The sequence below is a fragment of the Streptomyces griseoluteus genome, assembly GCF_004784465.1.
Taxonomy (GTDB): Bacteria; Actinomycetota; Actinomycetes; order Streptomycetales; family Streptomycetaceae; genus Streptomyces; species Streptomyces griseoluteus.
Window position 1 is genome coordinate 362,098 of record NZ_SRRU01000006.1, and the last position, 25,033, is coordinate 387,130.

Consider the following 25,033-nt stretch of genomic DNA (forward strand, 5'->3'; position numbering starts at 1 on the left):
CGTATCGGTCGGTGGTCATCCGTGCAGCCCGCATTCGGTCTTGCCCCGCCCGGCCCAGCGGCCGGCCCGCGCGTCCTCGCCCTCCAGCACCCGCCGGGTGCAGGGGGCGCAGCCCACCGAGGCGTAGCCGTCCATCAGCAACGGGTTGGTCAGCACGCCGTGTTCGGCCACATAGGCGTCCACGTCGTCCTGGGTCCAGCGGGCGATGGGGGAGACCTTGACCTTGCGGCGCCGGGCGTCCCAGCCGACGACCGGGGTGTTCGCCCGCGTCGGCGACTCGTCCCGGCGCAGTCCGGTCGCCCATGCCTGATACGCCGTCAGGCCCGCTTCCAGCGGCTTGACTTTACGCAGGGCGCAGCACAGGTCGGGGTCGCGGTCGTGCAGCCGGGGCCCGTGCTCCGCGTCCTGCTCGGCCACCGTCTGCTCGGGGGTGAGCGTGATGACGTTGACGTCCATCACGGCGTCGACCGCGTCACGGGTGCCGATGGTCTCCGGGAAGTGGTAACCGGTGTCGAGGAACACCACGTCCACGCCGGGCCGCACCCGTGCGGCCAGGTGGGCCACCACGGCGTCCTCCATGGAGGAGGTCACGCAGAACCGGTCGCCGAAGGTGTCCACCGCCCAGCGCAGCACCTCCAGCGCGGGCGCGTCCTCCAGCTCACGGCCCGCCCGCTCGGCCAGCTCCCTCAACTCGTCCTCGGTGCGCTCTGTCTGAGCGGTCGTCATATCCGGTCGTCCCCTCCGTCGTCGCCCCGCTTCAGCCCCCGGGCGAGCAGCCCGAGGAACTTCAGCTGAAAGGCGCGATTGCAGGCTCCGCATTCCCAGGCGCCGTGGCCCTCCTCGCTCGGGCGCAGGTCCTCGTCCCCGCAGTAGGGGCAGTGGAACGGTGCGGCACGCTCGCTCACGACAGCGCCTCCTCGTCGGCCCGCGCGGCCCACGCGGCGAACCGCTCGCCGTCCGCGCGCTCGGCCTCGAAGCGGCGCAGGACCCGCTCGACGTAGTCGGGCAGCTCCTTCGACGTCACCTTCAGACCGCGCACCTTGCGGCCGAAGCCCGCCTCCAGACCGAGCGCGCCGCCCAGGTGCACCTGGTAGCCCTCGACCTGGTTGCCGTCCTCGTCCACCACCAACTGGCCCTTGAGGCCGATGTCCGCCACCTGGATGCGGGCGCAGGCGTTCGGGCAGCCATTGAGGTTGATGGTGATCGGCTCGTCGAACTCCGGCAGGCGGCGCTCCAGTTCGTCGATGAGGGCGCTGCCGCGCGCCTTGGTCTCGACGATGGCCAGCTTGCAGAACTCGATGCCGGTGCAGGCCATCGTGCCGCGCCGGAACGGCGAGGGGCTGACCCGCAGGTCCAGCGCCTCGAGGCCGGCGACCAGGGAGTCGACCCGGTCGGCCTCGACGTCCAGCACGATCATCTTCTGCTCGGTGGTGGTGCGGACCCGGCCGGAGCCGTGCTCCTCGGCCACTCCGGCGATCTTCGCCAGGGTGGCGCCGTCGACCCGGCCGACGCGGGGGGCGAACCCGACGTAGAAGCGGCCGTCGCGCTGGCGGTGCACGCCGACGTGGTCGCGCCAGCGCTCCACCGGCTGCTCGGGCGCCGGGCCGTCGAGCAGCTTGCGGCCGAGGTACTCGTCCTCCAGCACCTGCCGGAACTTCTCCGGGCCCCAGTCCGCGACCAGGAACTTCAGCCGGGCGCGGTTGCGGAGCCTGCGGTAGCCGTAGTCCCGGAAGATCGAGATGACGCCCTCGTGGACGTCGGCCACCTCGTCGAGCGGCACCCAGGCGCCCAGCCGGACGCCGATCTTCGGGTTGGTGGACAGGCCGCCGCCCACCCACAGGTCGAAGCCCGGCCCGTGCTCGGGGTGCTCCACGCCGACCAGCGCGATGTCGTTGATCTCGTGCGCCACGTCCAGCAGGGGGGAGCCGGAGATCGCCGACTTGAACTTGCGCGGCAGGTTGGAGAACGCCTTGTTGCCGACGACCCGGCGCTGGATCTCCTCGATGGCCGGGGTGCCGTCGATGATCTCGTCCTCGGCGATGCCCGCGACCGGGGAGCCGAGGATCACGCGAGGGGTGTCGCCGCACGCCTCGGTGGTGGACAGCCCGACATCCTCCAGGCGCCGCCAGATCTCGGGCACGTCCTCGATCCTGATCCAGTGCAACTGGATGTTCTGCCGGTCGGTGATGTCGGCGGTGCCGCGCGCGAACTCCTGCGAGATCTCGCCGATCACCCGCAGCTGGGCGGTGGTCAGCCGGCCGCCGTCGATGCGGACCCGCAGCATGAAGTACTTGTCGTCCAGCTCCTCCGGCTCGAGCACCGCGGTCTTGCCGCCGTCGATACCGGGCTTGCGCTGGGTGTACAGACCCCACCAGCGCATGCGGCCGCGCAGGTCGTTGGGGTCGATGGAGTCGAAGCCCCGCTTGGAGTAGATCGTCTCAATGCGTGTCCGCACATTGAGACCGTCGTCGTCCTTCTTGAACTGTTCGTTGCCGTTGAGCGGGGTGTGGTGTCCCGCCGCCCACTGGCCCTCACCACGGTGACGACTCACCTTGCGGCGGGGCGCGGCGGCAGCGGGATCCTGGGGACTGGGGGCCATGGTTTCTACGTCCTTAGGAACAGGCGGAAAATCAGCTCTGGCCTGCGCGCGTCTGCGCACGCGGGCACACCTGCGCGGCGTTGCGCTGAACGGGGGGTGGAGCAGAGGCCGGCGGTGCTGGAGTGCTCAGCTCGCCCGACACATGGCGCTGGACATGCGGCCGAGGTCGACGTGGCGTCGACTCACCAAGGCGATTCCAGTTCCAGACATGACGGCAGCGTGTCACGCACGTCTCCGGGCAGTCCACCGTTGTCCGTCATCTGGACGGATCTATTCTGAATACCGAGACAACTATGGGTGGCGAGCACTGCTCAGTCGCCGAGGAACGCACCCGGCCACGGTCCGGGCGTCGGAAGGTCAGCCTCCAGCTCCACCTTCGTGTCGAACAGCGTGAAGCCGCGCCGCAGATAGTTGTCCAGGGCGTACGGGCCGTCCTTGCTGCACGTGTGCAGCCACACCCGCTTCACCGGGGTGAGATCCGGCCACCGCATCGCCAGGTCCCAGGCGCGCGCCGTCCCCACCGACAGCAGATGCCCGCCGATCCGGCGCCCCCGGAACGCGGGCAGCAGCCCGAAGTAGGCGATCTCCACCACGCCCTCCCCGGTCGCCTCCAGCTCGACGTACCCGGCGGGCGTGCCCCGCTCGTACGCCACCCAGGTCTCCACGCCGGGCCGCCCCAGATACTCCCGCCACCGGGCGTGGGTCCAGCCGAGCCGGTCGGTCCAGCGGATGTCGCCGCCGACCGAGGCGTACAGGAACCGGCTGAACTCGGGGGACGGCACCTCGGCCCGTACGATCCGCACCGCGTCGCCCTCGGGTGCCGCCGCGGGCAGGAGGTCGGACGGCGAGGTCTGTTCCAGGGACCAGGTGGTGACAGGGACGCTGCTCATGGGCACAGGGAATCATCCCGCCCACCGGACTGTCGATCGTCTTCGGCGGGATCACGGCTCAGTCCAGCGAGCGTTCCAGCGAGGCGAGCGGGACGGCGAAAAGCATCCGGTCCGACAGCGACCACACCTCGCCGGTCTCCTGCCAGTACGACAGCGACACCGCCGACTCGGTCCAGCAGTGGTGCGAGCCGTCCGACCCGCAGCGGGCCCCCTTCGCGCCGTCCGCGTCCTGCCGCCACAGCCCGCCCCGGCCGTCCTCGGCGCCGGGCAGCTGGCCGGTGTACCAGGACGCGCCGTCCGCGCCCGCGTGCCGGTACGACAGGACACCCCGCACCCCCCGCGCCTTGGTCCGGAACACCTCTACGGCGTCGGCGCGGCCGGTGGAGTCGGTGGCGAGCAGCCCGGCCCGCGTCGGGGCGGCGCTGAAGGCGTACCGCCACAGCCGGGCGCGGCGGGCGCCGTCCGGGGAGGTGCGCTCGGCCGCGACCAGGCTGTCCGGGGCGGTGCTCCGGTCCAGCGCCAGCGGGCCGGGACAGGGCGGGCGGCCACCTTCGCAGCGGCCGCGGGTGTAGCGGTAGGAGCCCACGGCGGGCAGCACGTACCGGTACCCGGCGGCCGACCAGCCGTGCGGCACCCGGCCGACGGCCGGCTCGTTGGTGGTGGTGCGCTGGATGCGGTCCAGGTCGTAGACGTAGAGCGCCTCGGCGCCGCCGTCGGACGCGGTGACCAGCAGCTTGCCGTGGTTCCAGACCATGCCGGAGATGCCCGAGGTCAGCGCCCGGTAGTCCCGGCCGCCGTCGGCCGGCACCACCAGCAGGACCCAGCGGTAGACCGGGCGGGCGGGGTCGTCGAGATTCGTGAAGGCGACGCGGGTCAGGCCGCGTTCGGCCGCGCGCCCGGTGTCGGTGGCGTGCGTCCAGCCGGTGAGTACGACGCGGTGGCTGCCCCAGACGCCGTCCTCGTCGGCGTCGCCGGAGGTGGTCACGGCGGCGGGGCGCCAGGCGGTGTCGGCGGTGTCGGCCGGGTCCCAGCAGTAGGAGCGGGTGGCCTCGGGGGTCAGCGGCAGGGAGGAGCGGTCGTCGTCCGCGCAGTCGGCGCCCGTCCGCATCCGGCGGTCGGCGTCGCCGAGCACGGTGTCCACGCCGACCGGGCGGCCCATGGCCGCGGCGAGCCGGTTCAGCACGGGGGCGGGCTCAAGGCGCTCCTGGAGGCGCAACGGGGCGGTGTCGGAGGCGGAGGTGAGCGGTTTGAGCGCGCCGGGGTTCCCGGCGACCTCGGCCTGGGAGGTGCTGATCAGCGTGGCCGCCGCGGTGAGCGCCAGCCCGGTCCCGGTGAGGGCCGCGCGCAACGCCACGCCCCGTCTGCGCCTGCGGTGTCTGCCGCGTTGCTTCATGTCTCCTCCCGAGGCGGGCCAACTGCGCCCGGCGATCGTCATGTTGCTCACCCGGCACGGGGCGGACCCGCCTCGGATGCTACGGCAGCATGCGGCGCGCCGGGGCCAAGAGGCCGCAAATACGCGGCAGGTGCCCGGTGTGCGGCAGGAGGCGCCCGGCGTGAAGGGGGGCGCTCAACGCGTCCCGTGTGCCGTGCGGCGCACCGCCACCCCCGGTGCCGTGGAGCGCGGCAGCAGGTCACGGGGGTCGTTCGGGAGCAGCACCTCGGCCTCCGCGCCCTCCCGCGACGACCATGATGTGCCGGGCCACGTCCGCGACCGAAAGCAGCCCCTCGCGCAAGCCCGGCAGGACGTGCCCCAGCGGCGACTCCTCCCGGCGGCGGCGCACCTCCTGGGCCGTCAAGAGCCCCGCCCGCACGTCCCGGTCGGGGTCGGCGCCGTCGCGCAGCATCCGGTCCCAGGACTGTCCGATCACCGGCCGGGGTGCCATCGGCGCACGTCGCCCGGCGAGCGTCGCGTCGCGGACCCGCGCGAGCATCCGCGCCGTGCGCGGCGCGACGGCGGCGGTCGGACGCGCCACGTCCCTCGGCGGGTTCACCACGGGAGTCCTTTCCTGACCGGACACGGCCTCCTCAAGCCGTCCGGACGGCGGTTTCCAGTCGGCCGACGCCCTCATGCTGCCGTCGGTCCGGGGCCGGGGAACACCGTCCGCGCACAGTCGGCGACAAGTTGCAACCCCCTGCGACCCTGGTGAACCCGGAAGGGCGGCAGGAGACTTGAGTCCCGCGCCGCCCGAGGGCGGCGTTCGCGCCCCGTCGCGGGCCCGTGTCGCGGGGGCGGTGCCGAGTCGGCGCGGCACCACCCCCGCGGCGCCGCACCGCCGGCCGGCCCGCTGCACAGCGCGCCCCCGCGAGGTGAGGGGCGCGTGGTGCGGCGGATACCGTTAGGACGTGCAGTCAGCAAGCGAATCCTCCCAGCGGCCCCACGGTCGCCTCCACCGGGCCAAGGCTCTCTACCGGAACGTCTCCAAACGGCGGACGGCCTGGCTGCTGCTGACGGACACCGTCAATTCCTGCATGGAGTACCGCATCCTGGGCCTCGCCGCCGAGGCCGCGTTCTTCACGCTGCTGTCCGTGCCCCCGCTGCTGCTCAGCCTCATCGGCCTGCTCGGCTACGTCGACGACTGGACCGGCGCGGACACCATCCACAGCCTGGAGACCAACCTCCTCGATGCCTCCCGCACCGTCCTGTCCGACAAGGGCGTCAAGGAGATCGCCGAGCCGATCCTGAACGACGTGATGAAGGGCGGCCGGCCCGACGTCATCTCCATCGGCTTCCTGTTCGCCCTCTGGTCGGGCTCGCGCGCGGTGAACGTCTTCATCGACACCATCACCGTGATGTACGGCCTCGACGGCGTCCGGGGCATCGTCAAGACCCGGATCATGGCGTTCCTGCTGTTCGTGGTCGCCCTGCTGATCGGTTCGGTGGCGCTGCCGCTGATGGTGGCCGGACCGGACGCGGTGGTCGGGGTGCTGCCCTGGTCGGCGACGGTCGTCCAGGTGCTGTACTGGCCGGTCGTCATCGTGCTCTCCATCGTCTTCCTGACCACGCTCTACCACGTCTCCGTACCGGTCCGCTCGCCCTGGATCGAGGACGTGCCCGGCGCGCTGGTCGCCCTCGCCATGTGGGTCCTCGGCAGCCTCCTGCTGCGCGTCTACCTCACCCACACCATCGAGGGCGCCACCATCTACGGCTCCCTCGCCGCCGCCGTCGCCGTGCTGTTGTGGATCGGTGTGTCCGCGTTCGCCGTGCTGGTCGGCGCCGCCGTCAACGCCGCCATCGACCGGGTCTGGCCCGCGGCGGCCACGGCTGCCGCCCGCGAGGCCAACGAGCGCCAGCGGGAGGCCCAGGTCGCGGACTACGTCGCCTGGGCGGCCGGGCTGCGCGACGCCGACCCGGACGACCCGGACATGCCGTCCGAGTTCCCCGAGCGCTGGTCCCGCTTCCTGCCCCCGGAGGACATCACCGGCCGGCTGCGCGGCCACACCCGGAACGGCCACCAGCCGCCCAGGGGCACCGAGGACGACTGACCGTACGTACGGTCGGTGCGCCGGAATAGATCCACTCCGCGCGGCGCTCTGGGAGACAGATGTGGTGCGTGCCGCCACGGCGGCCGCACCGGCGACGAAGGGCTGGTGGGCGATGACGGCTGACCGGACGGGCCCGGTGGCCCGCACCCCGTACGGCGCGGTACGCGGCCGGTACGAGCACGGGAACGCGGTGTTCCGCGGCATCCCGTACGCGGCACCCCCCTTCGGCGTCCGCCGCTTCCGCGCGCCCGAGCCGCCCGAGCCCTGGGCCGGCGTGCGCGACGCCGGAGCCTTCGGGCCGACCCCGCCGAAACCCCCGTACTCCGAGGCGTTCGCCCAGTACCTCTCCGACCCCTCGGTGCCCGGCGACGAGTGTCTGAACCTCAACGTCTGGACCCCCGAGCCAGGCCCCGGCGCCCGTCTCCCGGTGCTGGTCTGGCTGCACGGCGGCGCGCTGACCAGGGGTTCCTCGGCGGTGCCGGTGTACGACGGGCGGGCCTTCGCCCGCGACGGCGTCGTCCTCGTCTCGGTCAACTACCGGCTCGGCGTCGAGGGCTACGGTCTCTTCCCGGACGCCCCCGCCAACCTGGGCCTGCACGACCAGCTGGCCGCGCTGCGCTGGGTGCACGAGTCCATCGCGGCCTTCGGCGGCGACCCCGGCAATGTCACCCTGGCCGGGCAGTCGGCCGGCGCCATCAGCACGGGCGTGCTCATCGCGGCCCCGCAGGCACGCGGGCTGGTCCGGCGGGCAGTGCTGCAGAGCGGGGCGCCGGAGGTCTCGGACCGGCAGAAGGTGCGGCGCATGGTCCGCCGGATGGCCACCCGCCTGAAGATCCCGGCGACCGCGGCCGCCTTCGCCGGCGTCGACCGCGACCTGCTGCTGCGCACCCAGGCCGAGGCCGGCCGGCGCAGCAGCCCCGTCCTGGGCGGGCCCGGCTTCGGCGTCGTCGTCGACGGCGACCTCGTCCCCACCGACCCGCTGGCCGCCCTGACCGACGGCGACGCGGCGCCCGGCGTCGACCTGCTGATGGGCTGGACCCGCGACGAGTACCGGCTCTGGCTGGTGCCCGGCGGCCTGGTCGAGCACGTCGACCGGCTCGGCGCGGTCGCCCTGGCCGGCGCGATGGCCCGCTGCCACGTCGGCTCCGAGGTCCCGCGCGGCTACCGCGCCCTGCGCCCGGCCGCGGGCGCCGCCGAACTGGTCGGCCAGATGGTCACCGACCACATGCTCCGCCTCCCCCTGCACCGTCTGGCCGACGCCCGCCCGTCCGGCTCCCACGTGTACGAGTTCGCCTGGCCGTCCCTCCTCCCCGCCCTCGGTGCCTGCCACTCCCTGGAGCTCGGCTTCGTCTTCGACACCGGCGAGGTCGAGGAAGCCGTGAAGCTGGCCGGCAAGGGTACCCCCCAGTCCCTGGCCGACACCATGCACACCTCATGGGTCGACTTCGCCACCACGGGCGACCCCGGCTGGCCCTCCTGGGACGCCTCCCACCCGACCCGTGTCTTCGACACCACCGGTCCCCACCTGGCCCACGGCCCCCGGGACGCGGAACTCGCCCTCTGGACCCACCCCCTCGTCCCCCACCAGGCCCCTTCCGTCAGCCGGCTCGCGGCGGTCCGGCGACTGCGGAGGTCGCCGGTGCTGCGGAGGCGCTGACCGGAGGGTCAGAGGCGGCCCAGCGCCCGGGCGATCGCGGTGATCGTCTCCGGACCCACGCGGCAGCAGCCGCCCACGAGGCGGGCGCCCGTGGCCGAGAAGGCGGGGGTGAGGGTGGGGGAGTCGTCCCAGGCGCGGGTCCGGGCGTTCCAGGTCTCGCCACTGTTGGGGTAGGCGACCACTGGCTTTCCGGTTGTCCGGGCCGCTGTCTCCACCGCGTGCGGGACGTCCTCGGGGGCGCAGCAGTTCACGCCCACCGCGATGATCTCCTCGGCGTCGGCGGCCAGGGCGAACGCCTCTTCCAGGGGCTGGCCGGCGCGGGTGCGGTCGCCGTCGACGCTGTAGGAGAGCCAGGCCGGGACGCCCAGGCCGCGGACCGCGCGCAGGAGGGCTTCCGCCTCGTCGGTGTCGGGGATGGTCTCCAGGGCCAGGATGTCGGGAGCGGCCTCCGCCAGGACCTCCAGGCGGGGGCGGTGGAAGCGTTCCAGTTCGGCTCGGGTCAGGCCGTAGCGGCCCCGGTACTCGGAGCCGTCCGCGAGCATCGCGCCGTACGGGCCCGCGGAGGCGGCCACCCAGAGGGGGCGGGTGGCCTCGGCGCGGCGGGCGGCCTCGCGGGCCAGTTCCACGCTGGAGGCCAGCAGGCGCGCGGCTTCCGCGCGGTCGATGCCGCGCCCGGCGAAGCCCTCGAAGGTGGCCTGGTAGCTGGCGGTGATCGCCACGTCCGCCCCGGCCGTGTAGTAGGCGAGGTGGGCCTCGGTGATCGCCTCCGGAGCCTCCGCGAGCAGACGGGCGGACCACAGCTCGTCGCCGAGGTCGTACCCGGCCGACGCCAACTGGTTGGAGAGCCCGCCGTCCAGGACGAGCGGTGGCCCCTCGGTGAGGGCGGTGGCGAGGTCGGTGCTCATCCTCCGACGCTAGTCGAGGTGAGGGCCTCGGCGAGCCGGTCCGCGAACTCCTCAGGGTGTTCCAGGGCGCCGAGGTGACCGCCGGGGAGTTCCAGGAGGGAGCCGTCGGCCAGGAACTGGGCCGCACGGTAGGGGAGTTGACCGTGCGAGTCCGTTCCCGCGGCGAGCGTCAGCCGGGCGAGCGCGGGCGCGGGGACGTACGCGGTGAACGGGTGCAGGACGTGTGCGAGGAAGACGCCCATCGGAGTCGCGTCCGGCCCCTCGGCGGGCGGCCGGCCGGGCCCGTCCAGCGCCGCGATCAGCTCCCGGCGCCGCTCCGCCCCGTCCGGCAGCACCAGCGCGCACGGCGGCTCGTGCGCGAGAACGTGCGCCAGCCGGGCCGGGTGCCGCGCGGCCAGCGCGAGCGCCGCGATCCCGCCCGAGCTGGTCCCGAAGACGTACCCGCGCTCACCGGGCGGCAGCACGGCGGCCAGCACCCGGTCCGCGCCGTCGGCCCAGTCCTGCGGCCGCTGGTCCGGCACCGGCTCCCCGAGGCGCCCGTGCGCCAGGCCCAGCGGGTCGTACGTCACCACGGTGAACCGGCGCGCCAGCCGTGCGGTCAGCGGACCCAGTCCCATCGGATGCCCGGCGCCGCCCGGCAGGAGCAGCAGCACGGGGCCGGTGCCGGTGAGGTCGAAGTCGGGTGTCATGCCTGAGCCTCGCTGGGCCAGTGTTCGAGCGCCCGGTGCAACGCCTCGACCCCCTTCTCCCAGGAGGCGTCCACCGCGCGGTCGGCGCCGAAGCCGCCCGCCGATTCGAGTACGCAGTAGCCGTGGAAGGTGCTGCGCAGCAGGCGTACCGCGTCCGTGAGGTCGGGTTCGGAGAGGCCGTAGGCGCGCAGCATCCCGTAGGTGATCTCGGCGGTGCGGCGCAGGGCGGGGGAGTCCGCGATCAGGGACTGGTCGATGCGGATCTGGGTGGCCGCGTACCGGCCGGGGTGCTCCAGGGCGTAGGCGCGATAGGCGTCCGCGAAGGCGGTCAGCGCGTCCCGGCCCGCGCGTCCGGCGACCGCCGCCGCGATGCGGTCGATCAGCTCGCCGCCCGCGTACAGCGCCAGCCGGGTGCGCAGGTCGTTCAGGTTCCGGACGTGCGAGTACAGGCTCGCGTCCTTCACCCCGAAGCGCCGGGCCAGGGCGGAGAGGGTGACGTGCTCGAAACCGGCCTCGTCCGCGAGTTCGGCGGCGGCCGCGACCAGCCGGTCGGCCGTGATCCCCGCACGCGCCATGGACCCACCTCCTTGGATGCCTAGCCCACATCCTAGAGGCTCTAGGAAAGAATCTCCCGCACGAATGCATTGGCGAACTTGCCCGCCGGGTCCAGCCCGGCCACCAGTGCCCGGAAGTCGGCCAGCCTCGGGAACCGCTCCCGCACCACCGCCGCCGGCATTTCGAACACCTTCCCCCAGTGCGGCCGGGCGTCCAGCGCGCCGAGCGCGGCCTCCACCGCGCGCACCACGGGAAGCACGGCCGCCGCGTCCTCGATCCAGGTGAAGTGCAGGGCCACCGAGTCCCGCCCGTACGCCGGGCTGAGCCACTGCGCGTCGGCCGCGACCGTCCGTACCTCGCAGGTCAGCACCACCCCGGCGAGCGTCGTCCGGATCGCCTCCAGGGCGTGCAGCGCGGCCGGGGCGTCCGCCCTCGGCAACAGGTACTCCGACTGGAGTTCCGAGCCGCTGCTGGGCGTGAACTCGGCCCGGAAGTGCGGCAGTCGCTCGTGCCAGGGGCCGGGCACGCCGCCCTGCTCGGTGCAGTTGACCGCAGGCATCCCCGGCACCGGATGCATCGCCCCGGCCGCCGGCTCCGCCCACGGGAAGTCCACCGGCGCCTGATCGGTGCGCCGCTTCAGCCACACCTGCCGGAACCCCGGCGCCCGCCAGTCGGTGAACAGGCTCACGCTGTACGCCGAGGCCGCGACCGTCTCGTAGTCCAGTCCCTCCAGGGGGAGTTCGGCGAAGACATGCTGCTCGACCTCGTACGCCGGTTCCAGGTCGAGGGTGAGCGCGGTGACCACGCCGAGCGCGCCGAGCGAGGTCACGGCGCCGTCGAAACGGGCGTCGCCGCGGGCGATCCGCAGCGTGCCGCCGTCCGCCGTGATCAACTCGACCTCGCGTACCGCCGAAGCGAGCGGGCCGTTGCCCACGCCGGAGCCGTGGGTGCCCGTGGCGACCGACCCGGCGACCGAAATGTGCGGCAGGGACGCCATGTTGGCGAGCGCCAGCCCGTGCGCGTGCACCGTGCGGGCCAGCTCCGCGTACCGGACCCCGCCGCCGACACGTACCGTCCGGGCCGTCGTGTCCACGTCGATCACGGGGGGCAGTCCGGCCACCGACAGCAGCACGCCCCCGGCGCCTGGGTCCGCGATCCGGTTGAAGGAGTGCCCGCTGCCCAGCACCCGCACCCGCCCGCTGTCCGCCACCAGCGCCCGCAGCGCGTCCGGCGAGGTGGGCCGGTGGAACTCGTCGGCCGTGTACGTGATGTTCCGCGCCCAGTTGGTGACCGCCCGCGCCGACTTGGTCATCCCTGCCGTCCCTCCCGAGAGTGCCTGTGCCCAGACCCTCTCATCACTGCCACGACCTGCGAAGACCCGGACCGCGGGACAACACGTCGCATGCCTCACAGCCCCCCGCGAGGGCTTGCCGCGAAGTGGGGGCATACGGTGTGAGATGTACGTGTGAGCCGGGAGGAGACAGGGATGGGCAGCCGCACCGCGCTGGTCGAGGATCTGATGGAGCGGTTCCCGCATGTGCCGAGGGAGGCCGTCTTCAAGGAGGACCTGCTCCGGGGCGGAGTCGCCTTCGACGCCTCGGCCCTCAGCGACAACGAGGGCGGCGAGGTCAAGCCGAAGTCGTACTTCATCTTCTCCTTCGACCACGGCACCCTCCCGGAGCTGGGTGAGGCCGCCCTCCGCAGGCCGCCGGAGGAGATCATCCTCACCGGCGGCCCCTACGACCTGCGCCGTACGGTCGTCTCCGTGCGGGTGAACCCCGCCTCCCCCTACCGGGTCGCCGCCGACGAGCACGGCCGGCTCGGCCTCTACCTCGACGGCAAGCGCATCTCCGACGTCGGAGTGCCGCCGATGCCGGAGTACTACCGGCACAAGCTCTCCAACGGAAAGTCGGTCATGGAGGTGGCCCCGACCATCCAGTGGGGCTACCTGATCTACCTGACCGCGTTCCGTGTCTGCCAGTACTTCGGCGCCAAGGAGGAGTGCCAGTACTGCGACATCAACCACAACTGGCGCCAGCACAAGGCGGCGGGCCGGCCGTACACAGGCGTGAAGGACGTCGACGAGGTCCTCGAGGCGCTGGAGATCATCGACAAGTACGACACCGCCAAGATCTCCACCGCGTACACCCTCACGGGCGGGGCGATCACGACGAAGGTCCAGGGGCTGGACGAGGCCGATTTCTACGGGCGGTACGCCAAGGCCATCGAGGAGCACTTCCCGGGCCGCTGGATCGGCAAGGTCGTCGCCCAGGCGCTGCCCAAGCCGGACGTGCAGCGCTTCAAGGACTACGGCGTGCAGATCTACCACCCCAACTTCGAGGTGTGGGACGAGTACCTGTTCAAGATGTACTGCCCCGGCAAGGAGCGGTACGTCGGCCGGGACGAGTGGCACAAGCGCATCCTGGACTCCGCCGACGTGTTCGGCGCGAGCAACGTGATCCCCAACTTCGTGGCGGGCGTGGAGATGGCCGAGCCCTTCGGCTTCACCAGCGTCGACGAGGCCATCGCCTCCACCACCGAGGGGCTGCGCTTCTTCATGTCGCACGGCATCACGCCCCGCTTCACCACCTGGTGCCCCGAGCCGACCACCCCGCTCGGCAAGGCCAACCCGCAGGGCGCGCCGCTCGAGTACCACATCCGGCTGCTGGAGGCGTACCGCAACACCATGGACGACTTCGGCCTCTCCTACCCGCCCGGCTACGGCCCGCCCGGCCCCGGCAACGCGGTGTTCTCCGTCAGCTCCTTCATGGACAGCCTGTCCGCGGAGGAGCGGGTGGAGGTCTGAAGCGGCTTCGGGCCGCGGTTCTGAACCGCTGAGCGCCCGCTTCCGTATCCCCTGACGGAGTGGCGGGCGCGCGGCGGGCGGTCACGGTCACGCCGGGCGACGAGCCGCTCACCCGATCCGCCGGGTCCGCTTGTCAGCCCGGCGGCGGCGTGAAAGGCTCCTGCCTCCGCGAGGCCCCAACTCCACCATTACTGTGGTGAGTTGCCCCTCGCTCGTGGACGCTGGAGACCGATGCCCGATCTGCCGCCCCCTCAGGATGCCCCCGAGGCAGCGCTGTTCGCCGAGTGCTGGGACGCGGTTCTCTCCTACGCCGACCTGTGCACGGCCGGGGCGGGAACGGCACACCAACTGGCCGACGAGGCCTTCACGTTGGGGATGCGTGAGCTGCGGGCCGCGCAGGGCGCCGTGCGCGGCCGCACCGCCCGGCTGCCGGTCATCCCCCAACTCCTCACCGCTGTGAGGGAGACGGCGGCCGGGTGGGAGAGCGCGGGCAAGGGACACCAGCTCGACCCCGACCTCCGCCTCTGGCTCAACTCCGAGGCGGCCGCCCGTTACACGGGTCCTCCGCTGGGCCGGCCCATCGCGCTGCGGGGCCTGCGGGACATGCCCGAGGCCGACGCCACGCTGCTCTGGCTCGCCGAGGTGGAGTCGCTCCCGCTGCCCACGGTTGCCCGCCGGCTGGGCCTGGACCCGCTGACCACGGGCGCCGAACTCGACCAGGTCCGCGTGCTGTTCCACGACCGCTGCCACCGCGCCCACCGCGACACCCCGCTGGACGCCGAGTGCCGCAGCTACGCCCGCCTGCTGGACGCCGTCACCCGCTCGTCCGGCGCCGAGACCCCCGAGGACCTCTCCCGCCACCTCGCCACCTGCGTCCCCTGCGCCGAGGCCGCCGCCTGCCTGCGCCTGCACGGCGGCGGCGTCCCGGCCGCGCTGGCCGGGGGCGTCATCGGCTGGGGCGCCCTCGCCTACCTGGAACGCCGCCGCCGCGCCGCCGAGGTCCGCCTCGGCGTGGGCGCGCCCTCGGCGGCGGGGGCGCGGACGGACGACGAGGCGGCACGTGGCCGCGTACTGCGCGGCAGCCTCCTCGCGGCGGCGGGCCTGCTGTCGGCGGTGGCCCTGGGGGTCTCCCTGATGCCGTTCGGCACCACCCCGGACGACGCCGACGTGTCGGCCCGCTACGACCAGAAGCCGGTCGCCGCACCCGACACCCCGCACCCCGACCCCACCCCGGCCCCCTCCCGCTCGGCCGCGCCGGCCACCACGCGCACCGTCCCGGTCCCGGCGTCCCCGATTCCGACTCCGACCCGGTCTCGCAAACCGGCGCCCCCGGCACCGAAGCCCTCCGCGACCCCTGCCCCCACGTCCGCCCCGAGCACCCCCGCGACCTGCCGCGTCGCCTACCACCTCGACGACGAATGGAGCGACGGCTTCCAGGCCAGCCTCCGCATCACCACCGACACTCCCCTCTCCGACTGGCAGCTCACCTGGACCTTCCCCGACGGCCAGCACATCGGCCAGACCTGGGACGCGACCTCGCACCAGACCGGCGCCCAGGTCACGGCCGAGGCCAAGAGTTACAACCGCGAGGTAGCCGCCCACGGGACGATCGCGTTCGGCTTCGTGGGGACACATGACGGGGGGAACGGGGCGCCACGGGCGTTCCGGCTCAACGGGGAGCCGTGTGCGAACGGTTGACCGCTGCCGTTCGTGGGCCGTGGGGGAGGATGGCCGTCATGACGGACCGCCATGGTGAACTGCACGAACTGCTCCATCGCGCCGGCCTGGAGAAGGCCGGACACGGCCAGGTCTCCGACGCGTGGCCCGCGCGGGCTGCCTGGCGTCCCGTGATCGCGGCGAGCACGGAGCCCACGCTCGCGGTGCCGGACGACCGTCCCGATCTGGTCGCCGAGCTGAACCGGCAGTGGCACCGGCTCGCCGTCGAGCACGGTGTGATCGACGGGGACGGTGAGTTTCTGATCAGCGTCGCCGATCAGGGCTGCACGTGCTGGACCAGAGTGCGGCTGGCGGAGCAGTGGGATCTGGCCGGTCTCCTCGGCCCCAGGGCGGGTCAGCCGGAGTTCGTGACGATGTCCCCGGACGGGAAGAGTGTCCTGGGCGTCACCTGCGAGGAGTACGAGGTCTGGTTCGTGGCCGTAGCCCCGTTCACCGACTGGCTGGAGTCGTCGGCACGGGAGCGGGCGGTGGAGAGGCAGGGGGAGCGGGAGGCCGGGTGGGACATCGTCCTGCGGTGGAAGACCGCCTCGGCCCGGCTGCGCGGCGCGTGGCGCGAGGGGCTGGCCAGAAACCCCGCCGCCTCTCCCGCCGTACTGCGCCGCCTCCTCGATGTCGGTCCCGAGGAGCGGCTCTCGTCCTGGCTCAACTACCGCGACCTCCCCGATGACATGCTCGATGCCTGGGTCGCGCATCCCGAGTGGCGGGTACGCAGGAACTTGGCGGAGCGATGGCAGCTCGACGCCGAACGGCGCGCCGGACTCTTCCACGATCCCGACCCCCGACACCGGTGGGGATTGCTCACCTGCGCGGTGGACGGCCGCTCGCCGCTCACCGCCGCGACCTTCGCCCAGCTCGCCACCGACCCCGACCCGCGCGTGCGCGCCGAACTGGTGCGTCACCGCGACCTGCCGGCGCGCCATCTCGTCGCGCTCGCCGCCGACCCGGACCCCGACGTACGCAAGGAGGCCGTTCCGCGCGCCTGGACGCATCTGACTCCTCAGGCGCGGACGGCCCTGCTCGCGGACCCGGACGCCGGTGTGCGCGCCGAAGCCGTGCTGCTGCATCACGGCTCCACCCCGCTTCCGGCGGCCGGCTTCGCCGCGCTTCCCGGTGCCGCCGTGCGGGAACGCGCTGCGCGCACCTGCGTTCTCACCCGTGAGCTGGCGGAGGAACTGGTGAACGGCGCCGAGACCGCCCTGCGCAGCGCCGCCGCTCAGAACCCGCACCTGGACGCCGACTTGGTGACCGTGCTCGGCCAGGACCAGGACCCCGGCGTCCGCTGGCTGGTGTCCGTCCGCCCGGAACTCACCGAGGTGGAACGCGCCCGCGTGGCCATCGAGTTCGATCCCAGCGCCCGCTGTCACCCACTTCCCTGGGTCCGGGACCTGGAGCACGACGAGGAGGCCATGCGCCGCTGCGCCACCTCCGCGCACGTCATGCTCCGCCGCAGTGCCGCGTGCGCGACGAACCTGCCGCCCGACGTGGTCGAGCTGCTGGCCCACGACGAGGACTGGGTCGTCCGGCTCTTCCTCGCCGAGCACTGCGCCCAGGCCCCGGCCGGCCTTCTGCTGGAGATGGTGCGGAGCTGGAACGGCTACTCGTCCGCCCGGATGGCCGACCACCCGAACTTCCCCCGGCAGGGCACCCTCCGCTTCGCGGACGACCCCGACCCCCGCACCCGCCGGCTCGCCCTTCTCGATCCGGAGGCGCCCACCGAACTGGTGGAACGCTTCAGCCGGGACGCGGAGTGGGGCATCCGCCACTCCGCGCTGGGAGACGAGCGGCTGTCCGTCGCCTCCGTGATCCGCCTGCTCGACGACCCGCACTGGTTCGTACGCGAGACCGCGGCCGCCGACCCCCGCCTCCCCACCCGCGTCGTGGCCACCCTGCTGAACGACTCCACCACCGCGAAGTCCGCCGCGGCCAACCCCACCATCCCGGAAACCGTCATGCACCACCTGCTGGACCGGTAACCGGAGCGCACTGTCAGTGCCCGCCACCAGGTTCGGGACGTGGCCAACTCCTGCGCCGTGCCGTGCACCGATGACCTGCGCCGTAGGCGGAGGTCATGATGGCCGAAGACGCTCCGCAACCCACGACGTGGCCCGACGCCGTCCACCGCCTCGCTCGAACACCTCAGGGGACCACGACCGATGACGACCACCCCACTACGTCTCTTCGCCGACTACTTCCAGGTGCACGTGATGGACGAGGACGCGGAGGACGACCTCGGCGAGGCGTGGACGAATGAGGCGGTGTCGGACGGCATCGCCGTCTCCGGGCGGACACTCGGCATCGGTACCGGGACCAACGGGGACGTCGAGGTCCTGGTCGCACTGCTCGGCCATCCGCCGGGTGACGACACCGACGCCTTCGACCACGTGGTGGAAGCGAGCCTCCGGGTGCCCTCCGGCCGCATCGCGGTACTGGGCTGCACCGACTACCTACCGGACGCCGCCCGCTTCGACGTCCCCGCGGGCTTCGTCCGGGTCCGCGCCTCCAGGGCGAACCCGGAAGACATGCCCCAGGCGATCGAGCGGGTACACCTCCAGATCTGGCCGGCCCCCTACAGCGCCCCCGCCGTGCTCAAGCGGTGGTCAACCGGGGACTGACCGCTGGGGCAGCGCCTCGACGACTGCCACCCTCCGCGGCGAAATTCGATAGCGGCTCAGCGGAGGTGCCTCTAGAGTGAGAACCGCTTCGCGCGGCGGTAGTTCGCCTGCGCTTCAGGCCGAGTGAGGAATGGGAGGTGTGACCGATGGCTGTCTCTGCGATGGGCCTTGCCCGCGACCAGAAGTTCATCCACTCCACCTCCGTGGCCACCGGCTGATCCGATCGCGCCGTAGGCGCTCGCCGGGGTCACCCTTGTGAAGGGTCTTCCCTTGCAACTCTCCTCCTCGCACGCTCTTCTCCCCCTCGGCTGGGACTCCCACTGGGAAGCCGAGTTCACCCCCTACGCCCGTCAGGGTCTGCTTCCCGGGCGGGTCGTCCGGGTAGACCGGGGGCAGTGTGATGTCCTCACCGCGGACGGGGTCGTCCGCGCCGACACCGCGTTCGTGACGCCCAACGACCCGATGCGGGTGCTGTGCACGGGGGACTGGGCCGCGGTCGACCCCGACGGCGGCAGTCCCCGGTACGTCCGGGCCTACCTCCCCCGCCGGACGGCCTTCGTGCGGTCCACCTCGTCCAAGCGGTCGGACGGGCAGATTCTGGCGGCCAATGTGGATCACGCCGTGGTCGCCGTGTCGCTCGCCGTCGAGCTGGACCTCGGGCGGGTCGAGCGGTTCCTCGCGCTGGCGTGGGAGTCCGGGGCGCAGCCGGTGGTCGTGCTGGCCAAGGCCGACCTGGTGCCGGACCCCGCGACGCTCGCGCATCTCGTACAGGACGTCGAGACCACCGCGCCCGGCGTCCCCGTACTCACCGTCAGCGCGCTGCACGGCGACGGGCTGGACGTGCTCCGGGCGCTGATCGGCACCGGTACCGCCGTGCTGCTCGGGCAGTCCGGCGCGGGCAAGTCCACGCTGGCCAACGCGCTCGTCGGCGCGGACGTGATGGACGTCCAGGCCGCGCGGGACGTGGACGGCAAGGGCCGGCACACCACGACCACCCGCAACCTGCTCCCGCTGCCCGGCGGGGGCGTGCTCATCGACACACCCGGACTGCGGGGTGTCGGCCTGTACGACGCGGAGAGCGGGGTCGGCCAGGTGTTCTCCGAGATCGAGGAGCTGGCGGCGCGCTGCCGGTTCCACGACTGCTCCCACGCCACTGAGCCCGGCTGCGCGGTCGCCGCCGCCGTGGACTCCGGCGAGCTGCCCGTCCGGCGGCTGGAGAGCTACCGCAAGCTGGTCCGCGAGAACCAGTGGATCGTCGCCAAGACCGACGCCCGCCTGCGCGCCGAGATCCGCAGGGACTGGAAGCGCAAGGGAGCCGAGGGCCGCGCGGCGATGCGGGCCAAGCGGGGGCCCTGGACCTGACCCGTACGGGGGCCGGGCTGCATGTCCGTTTTCCGCTGGCCCGGCCCCCCTCCCACGTCCCACACTGGACGCATGACGGACGATGACAGCAGGTACGAGGCGGTGCGCAGCCGCGACGGGCGGTTCGACGGCGTCTTCTTCTTCGCCGTCCGGACCACCGGCATCTACTGCCGCCCGAGCTGCCCGGCGGTGACCCCCAAGCGGTGCAACGTGCGGTTCTTCCGCACGGCCGCCGCCGCCCAGGGGGCGGGCTTCCGGGCCTGCCGCCGCTGCCGCCCGGACGCCGTACCGGGGTCGGCCGAGTGGAACGTCCGCGCGGACGTCGTCGGCCGGGCCATGCGGCTGATCGCGGACGGCGTCGTCGACCGTGAGGGCGTCACCGGCCTCGCCGCCCGTCTCGGCTACAGCGCCCGGCAGGTGCAGCGTCAGCTCACCGGCGAGGTCGGCGCGGGGCCCGTCGCCCTCGCCCGCGCCCAGCGCGCCCACACCGCGCGCACCCTGCTGCGCACCACCGAACTCCCGGTCACCGAGATCGCGTTCGCGTCCGGCTTCCGCAGCATCCGCCAGTTCAACGACACCATCCGCGAGGTCTACGCCCACACCCCCACCGAGGTACGCGACGCCGCCCCGCGCTCCCGCCGGAGTGCCCCGGGCACCGGCATCCCGCTGCGCCTCGCCCACCGGGGCCCCTACCAGGCCGGCGCCGTCTTCGACCTGCTCGCCCGCGAGGCCGTACCCGGCGTCGAGGAGGTGACCGGCACCCCTGGCGGCCGCGTCCACCGACGCACCCTGCGGCTGCCGTACGGCACCGGCATCGCCGTCGTCCACGAGCGCGCCCACACCCCCGCACCGCGCGGCGGCACCCGGCCCGGCGGCTGGCTCGACGCCCGGCTGCTGCTCACCGACCCCCGCGACCTCACCACCGCCGTGCACCGGCTGCGCCGGTTGTACGACCTGGACGCCGACCCCTACGCCGTCGACGTCCGCCTCGGCGCCGACCCCCGGCTCGCCCGGCTGGTCGCCGCCCGGCCCGGCCTGCGCTCACCCGGTGCCGTCGACCCGCTGGAGATCGCCGCCCGCGTCCTGACCGGGTCGCCCGATGAGGTCGCACGGCTCGTTCTCCGGTACGGCAAGGCGCTCGACGCGCCCAGCGGCACCCTCACCCACCTCTTCCCCGAGCCCGCCGTCCTCGCCGAGGCGGAGGCCGGCACGCCGCTGGGCACGCTCGCCGCCGCCCTCGCCGACGGCCGACTGCGTCTCGACCCCGGCGCCGACCGGGACGAGGCCCGGCGCACCCTTGACGCCCTGCCCGGCATCACCCCGGCCGCCGTCGCCGCCCTCCGGGCGCGCGTCCTCGGCGACCCGGACGTCACCCCACCCGGTACGGACCTGCCCGAAGCCTGGCGGCCCTGGCGGTCCTACGCCGTTCAACACCTACGGGTCGCCGAGGAGCTGACCGACTGATGGCGATCATGGACAACCCCTACTGGACCGAACTGGCCTCCCCGGTCGGCCCCCTGCTGCTCACCGCCGACGCCGACGGCGCGCTGACCTCGGTCTCCGTGCCGGGCCAGAAGGGCGGCCGGACCGTCCAGGAGGGCTGGCGGCACGACCCCGGACCCTTCCGGGAAGCCACCGAGCAGCTCACCGCCTACTTCGCCGGTGACCTCAAGGAGTTCGACCTGCCGGTCCGTGTGCGGGGCACCGAGTTCCGCGAGCGGGTGTGGGCCGCCCTGGACGCCGTCCCCTACGGGGCCACCACCACGTACGGCGCGATCGCGGCCCGGGTCGGTGCCCCGCGCGCGGCGATCCGCGCGGTGGGCGGCGCGCTGGGCGCCAACCCTCTGCTGATCGTCCGCGCCTGCCACCGGGTCATCGGGGCCGACGGCACGATGACCGGGTATGCGGGCGGGCTCGAGCGGAAGATGTGGCTGCTGCGTCTGGAGGGGGTGCTGGGCGACGCGTAAGCCCGTAGGGGACGCCCGCGCTGGGCCGTGCGAGTGGCCCCCGGCGCTGGCGCCCCCTGGGGGCCCGCCGCGTGTGACACCGTCGCCTCCGGCGGCCCGGACACGCGGACGGGCCCGGCGCGAAAGGGCGGACAGTGGGCTACGTCGTACGGTTCCTCGCGGCCCTGCTGCTCGTCCTCACCCCGGCCCCGGCACGGGCCGCCGAGGCGCAGTCCTGGACCGGCACCTGGGAGGCCGCCCCCTCCGGCACCGCCCCCGCCCTGCCCGGCGCCGCGATCCGCAACATCGTCCACCTCAGCGTCGGCGGCCCCGAGCTGCGAGTACGCGTCACCAACCGGCTCGGCACCACCCCGCTGCACCTCGGCGCGGTCACCGTCGCCCTCCGGCAGGGCCAGGGCCCGGACGCCGTACCCGGCACCCTGCGCACCGCCACCTTCCAACGCGCGACCACCGCCACGGTCCCGCCCGGCCGGGACCTCCTCACCGACCCGGTCCGGCTCACCGTCCCGGCCGCCGCCGACCTCCTGGTCACCGTCCTCACCCCGGACGACTCCGGCCCCGCCACCCAGCACGGCACCGCCCTCCAGACCAGCTGGGTCGCGCTGGTCGGCGCCGGGCACGCGGCCGACGAGGACGGGTCCGCCTACCGCACCCCCATCAGCAACTGGTACTACCTCGCCGGTGTCGACGTACGCGGCACCGCCACCGGCAGCGTCGTCGCCTTCGGCGACTCCCTCACCGACGGCCACGGCTCCACCCACGGCGCCAACCACCGCTGGCCCGACCTGCTCGCCGCCCGCCACCGCCGGCTCGGTGTCCTCAACGCGGGCATCGGCGGCAACCGCCTGCTGCGCGACGGCACCGGCCCCGGTGCCCTCGCCCGGCTCGACGCGGACGCGCTGGACCGCGCCGGAGTCCGCTTCCTCGTCGTCTTCGAGGGCGTCAACGACATCAACGGCAAGCCCACCGCCGACGACGTCAGCGCCTACGCCGACGCCTACCGCACCCTCGTCGCCCGCGCCCACGCCCGGCACCTGCGCGTGGTGGGCCTCACCCTCACCCCGTACGCCGGCTACCCGGCACACACGCCGGCCCGCGAGAAGGTACGGCAGGGGGTCAACGACTTCATCCGCACCGGCGGGGCCTTCGACGCCGTCTGCGACGCGGACGCGGCGCTGCGCGATCCGGCCGACCCGGTGCGGCTGCTGCCGCGCTACGACCCCGGCGACCATCTGCACTTCGACGACGACGGGATGCGCGCGGTCGCCGACTGTGTGAGCCGCGTCCTGCTGTGACCCCGTGCGGGGTCAGCCCCACAGCACCGCGCCCAGCCACCCGGCCGCGATCAGCAGGCAGGCGAAGAGTTCCGTGAACACGCTGGAGCCACCCGAGCGCATCGCCGTACGCAGCGCGGCCATCGCCTCGCCGTGGCGGCCGAGCCGGAGTCGTTCGCCCAGGTAGATGCCGCCCATGAAGCCGGGCAGCGCGCCCACCACGGGCAGCAGCACGAAGCCGACGAGCGCGCCGACGCCCGCGTACACCGCCATCCGGGGCGTCGCGCCGCTCGCCCGCAGCCGGCGTGGGGGCAGCGTCCAGCGGACGATCTGCGCCAGCAGCAGGACGACGGTCGCGCCGAGCAGGAGCGCCCAGGCCAGGCCGGACGGGTTCGTCAGCGCCCACCACAGGACCCCGGCCCACACCAGCCACGAACCCGGCACGCCGGGCACCAGCACCCCGCACAGGCCGAGCGCGATCACCAGGCCGACCAGCAGGAGTTCCCACGCTCCCATCTGCCCAGCGTGCCCGAGCCCGTACGGAACCGCAGATCTCGTACGGCCGTTCGCCCAGTCCCCCGATGCGCTGGGCGAGGAGGGCCCGATTTCGCCGATGCCCCGTTTCCGCGCGGCCCGCGTGGTGACAATTACCGGCATGAGTCAGCAGGGGGACGGGCCCACTCGCCAGGACGACGACTGGTGGGGTCAGCTCTACGACGAAACGGCCGACGACACCGGACCGGCACCGGCCCCGGATTCCCTGGACGACCGGTACGCCTCGGCGAAACGCACGACGGGGCGGGGGCCTGGCGGCGCCGAGGACAGGGGAGCGCGGCGGGAGGGCTCGCCGTCCTCGCCGGGCAAGAGATCCGACGGCCCGGCTCCCGGGCAGCGCCCGTCGTTTCCGCCCCAGCGGGGCGCCGAGCCCGCTGCCGGCGGAGGGGAGCCTTCGGTTCCCGGTGCTCAGCCAGGGGCCACGCCGGCGTCGGATGCGCGGCGGACCCCGCCGACCGCTCCTCCCGCGCCGGGTGCTCCGGCGCCGCCGACCGCTCCTCCCGCGCCGGACGCGCGGGCGCCCCGGCCCGCCGGCCCGCCCCTTCCGGGCACCCCGGTCTCGCCTCCCGTACCGGATGCGCGGCGAACTCCGCCGGCCGAACCGGCGGTCCCTCCGGTGCCGGATGCCCCGGTACCGCCGACAGAGCCCTCTGCGCCGGACCCCCGGCGGGCGACGCCCACCGCTCCAGGGCGGACGCCGGTTCCGCCGAGCGCCCCGGACACACCGGCAGGCCGGGCCCCGGTGTCGCCCGCCGCCCCGGACCCGCGGCCGGACCGCCGGCCCGCCGCCCCGGACCCGCGGCCGGACCGCCGGCCCGCCGCCCCCGACCCCCGGCCCGGCCGGCCCCCCGCCGTCCCGCCCATGCCCGGCTGGCCCGCCCCCACGGCGGAACAGCCCCCCGAGCCCCGCGACCCCGGCGCCCCCCGAGGTCCCGTGGTCAGCGGTGTAGCCCACTTCACCCCCGCCGCGCCCCCCACCCCCGACTACGTCGGCTCGCGGCCGCCCACCTACGCGCCCGAGCCCACCGCGCTGCCCGCCGCCGATCCCGAGGAGCTCGGGGAGTTGGTGCCGGACACCGTGCTGGAGGGGGCGCGGTACGGGGCGTACACCTTGCGGGCGGTGTCGCTGCGGGGCGACTCCGCGCGGTATCGGGGGGAGGCGCGGCGGGACGCGCTGCTGGTGGCGCGGTTCGGCGCGGGCGAGCAGGCGCTCGTGCTGGTGGCGATGGCGACCGGCACGCGGGCGGTGCCCGGTGCGCACCGGGCGGCGGCCGAGGCGTGCCGGTGGATCGGGCAGGCGGTGGGACGCAGCCACGAACGCCTGGTCGAGGACCTGCGGGCGGGCCGGCGCGGCGACCTCAAGTCCGGGCTGAACCGCCTCACCGACCGCACCCTGGGCAAACTCCGCGCCGCCTCCGGCGAGCCCACCGCGAGCCTGCGCTGTCTGCTGCTGCCCGCCGACCCCGACTGCCGCACCCGCGTGTTCTTCGGCGCCGGCGAGGGCGGCCTGTTCCGGCTGCGGGACGGCGAGTGGGGGGACATCGAACCGGCCGTACCGGCGGAGGGCACCCAGGACGGCGACCGGCTCACCATGGACCTCGGCATCCCGGTCCCGCCGAGCCCGTACGAGCCCGCCGAGCCGGCGCAGATGCCGTTCCGGTTCCGGGCCGCCCTAGCCCGGCCGGGTGATGTGCTGATGATGTGCACCTCCGGCCTCGCGGACCCGCTGCGCGGCGAGGCGTCCCTCGGGGCGTTCCTGGGGCGCCGCTGGTCGCGCGCCGCCGCGCCCGGTCTCGCCGGGTTCCTGGCGGACGTCCGGACGAGGGTGAAGGGGTACGCCGACGACCGTACGGCCGCCGCCGTTTGGGAGGCGTAACCGCGGCCCCTGTGACTTCATGGAAGCGCAGGGGCGTATCCCAGGGACCGCGAAGGGGCGGACGAC

General features: G+C 74.0%; 22 protein-coding genes and 1 pseudogene. 11 read left to right on the plus strand and 12 right to left on the minus strand.

From position 1 onward, the window contains the following. Positions 1 to 15: 15 nt before the first annotated feature. The 7 genes and pseudogenes from E5082_RS18795 to E5082_RS18820 all read right to left on the minus strand — a co-directional run. Positions 16 to 726 (minus strand): phosphoadenylyl-sulfate reductase, encoded by a 711-nt coding sequence (locus tag E5082_RS18795; RefSeq protein ID WP_135792392.1) that lies wholly within the window; start codon positions 724 to 726, stop codon positions 16 to 18. Beyond that, positions 723 to 905, minus strand: coding sequence for a hypothetical protein (locus E5082_RS18800; RefSeq protein ID WP_030802517.1), 183 nt, complete (start codon positions 903 to 905; stop codon positions 723 to 725). Before E5082_RS18800 ends, E5082_RS18795 begins: the two co-directional genes overlap by 4 nt. Further along, complete coding sequence (locus tag E5082_RS18805; protein WP_135792393.1) at positions 902 to 2,599, minus strand: nitrite/sulfite reductase; 1,698 nt, start codon at positions 2,597 to 2,599, stop codon at positions 902 to 904. Before E5082_RS18805 ends, E5082_RS18800 begins: the two co-directional genes overlap by 4 nt. Before the next feature lie 126 nt (positions 2,600 to 2,725). Continuing rightward, on the minus strand, positions 2,726 to 2,809 hold the full coding sequence (locus E5082_RS33730; RefSeq protein ID WP_350748019.1) for a putative leader peptide: 84 nt from the start codon (positions 2,807 to 2,809) through the stop codon (positions 2,726 to 2,728). A 101-nt stretch (positions 2,810 to 2,910) separates the two neighbouring features. Further along, positions 2,911 to 3,489 carry a GNAT family N-acetyltransferase gene (locus E5082_RS18810; RefSeq protein WP_135792394.1) on the minus strand — a complete coding sequence of 193 codons (579 nt, stop codon included), beginning with the start codon at positions 3,487 to 3,489 and terminating at the stop codon, positions 2,911 to 2,913. Positions 3,490 to 3,547: 58 nt separating this feature from the next. Then, positions 3,548 to 4,882, minus strand: coding sequence for a hypothetical protein (locus E5082_RS18815; RefSeq protein WP_135792395.1), 1,335 nt, complete (start codon positions 4,880 to 4,882; stop codon positions 3,548 to 3,550). Positions 4,883 to 5,153: 271 nt separating this feature from the next. After that, positions 5,154 to 5,420, minus strand: a pseudogene (locus E5082_RS18820) (transcriptional regulator); the annotation flags it as partial. Positions 5,421 to 5,832: 412 nt separating this feature from the next. Between E5082_RS18820 and E5082_RS18825 the strand changes: the two are divergent. Together E5082_RS18825 and E5082_RS18830 are read left to right on the plus strand one after the other, a co-directional pair. Beyond that, positions 5,833 to 6,972, plus strand: coding sequence for a YihY/virulence factor BrkB family protein (locus E5082_RS18825; RefSeq protein ID WP_135792396.1), 1,140 nt, complete (start codon positions 5,833 to 5,835; stop codon positions 6,970 to 6,972). 112 nt (positions 6,973 to 7,084) lie between these two features. Continuing rightward, the gene (locus E5082_RS18830; protein ID WP_190045304.1) at positions 7,085 to 8,629 is read left to right on the plus strand and encodes a carboxylesterase/lipase family protein; all 1,545 of its coding nucleotides are present in this window, start codon (positions 7,085 to 7,087) and stop codon (positions 8,627 to 8,629) included. Between the two features lie 8 nt (positions 8,630 to 8,637). Here E5082_RS18830 and mmuM read toward each other — a convergent pair whose 3' ends face one another. Genes mmuM through E5082_RS18850 form a run of 4 tightly spaced genes read right to left on the minus strand, consistent with a single transcriptional unit; the run spans position 8,638 to position 12,090 of the window. Then, complete coding sequence (gene mmuM, locus E5082_RS18835; RefSeq protein WP_135792397.1) at positions 8,638 to 9,534, minus strand: homocysteine S-methyltransferase; 897 nt, start codon at positions 9,532 to 9,534, stop codon at positions 8,638 to 8,640. Beyond that, entirely contained in the window at positions 9,531 to 10,223 is a 693-nt protein-coding gene (locus E5082_RS18840) for an alpha/beta fold hydrolase (RefSeq protein WP_135792398.1), read from the minus strand. Before E5082_RS18840 ends, mmuM begins: the two co-directional genes overlap by 4 nt. Next, positions 10,220 to 10,798 (minus strand): TetR/AcrR family transcriptional regulator, encoded by a 579-nt coding sequence (locus E5082_RS18845; RefSeq protein ID WP_135792399.1) that lies wholly within the window; start codon positions 10,796 to 10,798, stop codon positions 10,220 to 10,222. Before E5082_RS18845 ends, E5082_RS18840 begins: the two co-directional genes overlap by 4 nt. A gap of 41 nt (positions 10,799 to 10,839) precedes the next feature. Then, positions 10,840 to 12,090: an FAD-binding protein gene (locus E5082_RS18850; RefSeq protein ID WP_135792400.1), complete on the minus strand. Its 1,251-nt coding sequence runs from the start codon at positions 12,088 to 12,090 to the stop codon at positions 10,840 to 10,842. Positions 12,091 to 12,264: 174 nt separating this feature from the next. Here E5082_RS18850 and E5082_RS18855 point away from each other — a divergent pair, with 174 nt between their 5' ends. The 8 genes from E5082_RS18855 to E5082_RS18890 all read left to right on the plus strand — a co-directional run bounded on the left by E5082_RS18855 (position 12,265) and on the right by E5082_RS18890 (position 22,557). After that, positions 12,265 to 13,584, plus strand: a complete 1,320-nt coding sequence (locus tag E5082_RS18855) for a radical SAM protein (RefSeq protein ID WP_086696122.1) — start codon at positions 12,265 to 12,267, stop codon at positions 13,582 to 13,584. A gap of 231 nt (positions 13,585 to 13,815) precedes the next feature. Next, entirely contained in the window at positions 13,816 to 15,282 is a 1,467-nt protein-coding gene (locus E5082_RS18860) for a cellulose-binding domain-containing protein (protein ID WP_135792401.1), read from the plus strand. 38 nt (positions 15,283 to 15,320) lie between these two features. Beyond that, the gene (locus tag E5082_RS18865; protein WP_135792402.1) at positions 15,321 to 17,294 is read left to right on the plus strand and encodes a PE-PGRS family protein; all 1,974 of its coding nucleotides are present in this window, start codon (positions 15,321 to 15,323) and stop codon (positions 17,292 to 17,294) included. Positions 17,295 to 17,474: 180 nt separating this feature from the next. Then, on the plus strand, positions 17,475 to 17,933 hold the full coding sequence (locus tag E5082_RS18870; RefSeq protein ID WP_135792403.1) for a hypothetical protein: 459 nt from the start codon (positions 17,475 to 17,477) through the stop codon (positions 17,931 to 17,933). Positions 17,934 to 18,203: 270 nt separating this feature from the next. Then, positions 18,204 to 19,295 carry a ribosome small subunit-dependent GTPase A gene (gene rsgA / locus E5082_RS18875; RefSeq protein WP_135792404.1) on the plus strand — a complete coding sequence of 364 codons (1,092 nt, stop codon included), beginning with the start codon at positions 18,204 to 18,206 and terminating at the stop codon, positions 19,293 to 19,295. Between the two features lie 72 nt (positions 19,296 to 19,367). Further along, entirely contained in the window at positions 19,368 to 20,759 is a 1,392-nt protein-coding gene (locus tag E5082_RS18880; protein WP_135792405.1) for a DNA-3-methyladenine glycosylase 2 family protein, read from the plus strand. A gap of 8 nt (positions 20,760 to 20,767) precedes the next feature. Continuing rightward, entirely contained in the window at positions 20,768 to 21,262 is a 495-nt protein-coding gene (locus E5082_RS18885; protein ID WP_135792526.1) for a methylated-DNA--[protein]-cysteine S-methyltransferase, read from the plus strand. Between the two features lie 134 nt (positions 21,263 to 21,396). After that, positions 21,397 to 22,557, plus strand: coding sequence for an SGNH/GDSL hydrolase family protein (locus E5082_RS18890; protein ID WP_135792406.1), 1,161 nt, complete (start codon positions 21,397 to 21,399; stop codon positions 22,555 to 22,557). A gap of 12 nt (positions 22,558 to 22,569) precedes the next feature. On the opposite strand, the gene E5082_RS18895 is transcribed toward E5082_RS18890, so the two are convergent. Beyond that, entirely contained in the window at positions 22,570 to 23,052 is a 483-nt protein-coding gene (locus tag E5082_RS18895; RefSeq protein WP_135792407.1) for a DUF456 domain-containing protein, read from the minus strand. A 901-nt stretch (positions 23,053 to 23,953) separates the two neighbouring features. Here E5082_RS18895 and E5082_RS33735 point away from each other — a divergent pair. Then, positions 23,954 to 24,967, plus strand: a complete 1,014-nt coding sequence (locus E5082_RS33735) for a protein phosphatase 2C domain-containing protein (RefSeq protein WP_350882833.1) — start codon at positions 23,954 to 23,956, stop codon at positions 24,965 to 24,967. Positions 24,968 to 25,033: the final 66 nt, after the last annotated feature.

What these genes read in the sequence shown, in the direction of transcription:
- mmuM (WP_135792397.1), bottom strand. Translation starts at nt 9,534, where the DNA reads ATGAGCACCGACCTCGCCACCGCCCTCACCGAGGGGCCACCGCTCGTC.
- E5082_RS18885 (WP_135792526.1), top strand. Translation starts at nt 20,768, where the DNA reads ATGGACAACCCCTACTGGACCGAACTGGCCTCCCCGGTCGGCCCCCTG.
- E5082_RS18850 (WP_135792400.1), bottom strand. Translation starts at nt 12,090, where the DNA reads ATGACCAAGTCGGCGCGGGCGGTCACCAACTGGGCGCGGAACATCACG.
- E5082_RS18830 (WP_190045304.1), top strand. Translation starts at nt 7,085, where the DNA reads ATGACGGCTGACCGGACGGGCCCGGTGGCCCGCACCCCGTACGGCGCG.
- E5082_RS18795 (WP_135792392.1), bottom strand. Translation starts at nt 726, where the DNA reads ATGACGACCGCTCAGACAGAGCGCACCGAGGACGAGTTGAGGGAGCTG.
- E5082_RS18865 (WP_135792402.1), top strand. Translation starts at nt 15,321, where the DNA reads ATGACGGACCGCCATGGTGAACTGCACGAACTGCTCCATCGCGCCGGC.
- E5082_RS18895 (WP_135792407.1), bottom strand. Translation starts at nt 23,052, where the DNA reads ATGGGAGCGTGGGAACTCCTGCTGGTCGGCCTGGTGATCGCGCTCGGC.
- E5082_RS18860 (WP_135792401.1), top strand. Translation starts at nt 13,816, where the DNA reads ATGCCCGATCTGCCGCCCCCTCAGGATGCCCCCGAGGCAGCGCTGTTC.
- E5082_RS18845 (WP_135792399.1), bottom strand. Translation starts at nt 10,798, where the DNA reads ATGGCGCGTGCGGGGATCACGGCCGACCGGCTGGTCGCGGCCGCCGCC.
- E5082_RS18815 (WP_135792395.1), bottom strand. Translation starts at nt 4,882, where the DNA reads ATGAAGCAACGCGGCAGACACCGCAGGCGCAGACGGGGCGTGGCGTTG.
- E5082_RS33735 (WP_350882833.1), top strand. Translation starts at nt 23,954, where the DNA reads ATGCCCGGCTGGCCCGCCCCCACGGCGGAACAGCCCCCCGAGCCCCGC.
- E5082_RS18870 (WP_135792403.1), top strand. Translation starts at nt 17,475, where the DNA reads ATGACGACCACCCCACTACGTCTCTTCGCCGACTACTTCCAGGTGCAC.
- E5082_RS18805 (WP_135792393.1), bottom strand. Translation starts at nt 2,599, where the DNA reads ATGGCCCCCAGTCCCCAGGATCCCGCTGCCGCCGCGCCCCGCCGCAAG.
- E5082_RS18840 (WP_135792398.1), bottom strand. Translation starts at nt 10,223, where the DNA reads ATGACACCCGACTTCGACCTCACCGGCACCGGCCCCGTGCTGCTGCTC.
- E5082_RS18880 (WP_135792405.1), top strand. Translation starts at nt 19,368, where the DNA reads ATGACGGACGATGACAGCAGGTACGAGGCGGTGCGCAGCCGCGACGGG.
- E5082_RS18810 (WP_135792394.1), bottom strand. Translation starts at nt 3,489, where the DNA reads ATGAGCAGCGTCCCTGTCACCACCTGGTCCCTGGAACAGACCTCGCCG.
- E5082_RS18855 (WP_086696122.1), top strand. Translation starts at nt 12,265, where the DNA reads ATGGGCAGCCGCACCGCGCTGGTCGAGGATCTGATGGAGCGGTTCCCG.
- E5082_RS33730 (WP_350748019.1), bottom strand. Translation starts at nt 2,809, where the DNA reads ATGTCTGGAACTGGAATCGCCTTGGTGAGTCGACGCCACGTCGACCTC.